This is a genomic window from Aestuariivirga sp. (assembly GCF_046294715.1).
In the GTDB taxonomy this organism is placed as follows: Bacteria; Pseudomonadota; Alphaproteobacteria; order Rhizobiales; family Aestuariivirgaceae; genus Aestuariivirga.
Genome location: NZ_JBKBKI010000016.1, coordinates 85,573 through 86,570 on the forward strand (window position 1 = coordinate 85,573; position 998 = coordinate 86,570).

The following is a 998-nucleotide window of genomic DNA, read 5'->3' on the forward strand; positions in this document are numbered from 1 at the left end:
GAGGGCTCCGAGGTCGAGATCGCCCGCCTGGTGGCGCTGCTCCGCACCCATGCCGAGGCCAATGCCGGCTTTTCCCGCGTGCTGGGCCGCGCCCAGGACGAGCTCGCCGAGACGCTGAAGATCGAGCAGGTGCGCCTCATCATCGCGCACCTCATCGCCGAGAACGAGAAGATGCGCGGCCGCAGCGACGACCTCAAGGCCGGCCTCGAGCGCTCGCAGCGCCAGATCGAGGGGCTGAAGACCAATCTCGCCACCCTCGAGCAGCAAGGCATGAGCGACCCGCTCACCGGCCTCAGGAACCGCCGCAGCCTGGACGTGGTTCTCGCCTCGCAGGTTGCGGCGGCGCGCAGTGCCGGCCTGCCCCTGTCGCTGATCCTGGCCGACATCGACCATTTCAAGGCGATGAACGACCGCTACGGCCATCCGGTGGGCGACGAGGTGCTGAAATGGTTCGCGAAGATCCTCTCCGCCAACGTCAAGGGGCGTGACACGGTGGCCCGCTACGGCGGCGAGGAATTCGCCATCGTGATGCCGCAGACGAGCCTCGACAATGCGGCTTCCGTCGCCCAGCAGATCCGCGGCCAGCTCGAGACCCAGCTCTGGCAGAAGCCGGACGCGCCCAACATGATGCTGCGGGTGACGGCCTCCTTCGGCGCCGCCCAGCTGGCGGAGGGCGAGGGCACGAGCGGGCTCCTCGCCCGGGCCGACCGGAAGCTCTACGAGGCAAAGGCCGCCGGCCGGAACCGGGTGGTTTCCTGAGGCCCGGCGCCGCGGGAAACGACGGTTCCACAACCCCATTGCCACCCCGTTGCATGACCGTCATACTGTTGGAGAACAACAGAGAAGCCGGGTTTCGCCGGACATGAAGGAATTTCAAGGCACGTGCCGGGCATTCCGCCCGCAGCCACCATTGGAGGAAGGTCAAAGATGACGAAACTGACTTCGGCCCAGGAAACCATCCGCGCCGCGGCCCTGTCGCACCGCGCGCTGCTCAAGTC

1 protein-coding gene is annotated in these 998 nt (G+C 67.5%); it reads left to right on the forward strand.

Annotated features, from left to right (window positions below; translation table 11 throughout):
• Positions 1-759, forward strand: a 759-nt coding sequence (locus ACK4HL_RS12450; protein WP_409760746.1) for a diguanylate cyclase, incomplete at its 5' end; no start/stop codon positions are given.
• Positions 760-998 lie beyond the last annotated feature (239 nt).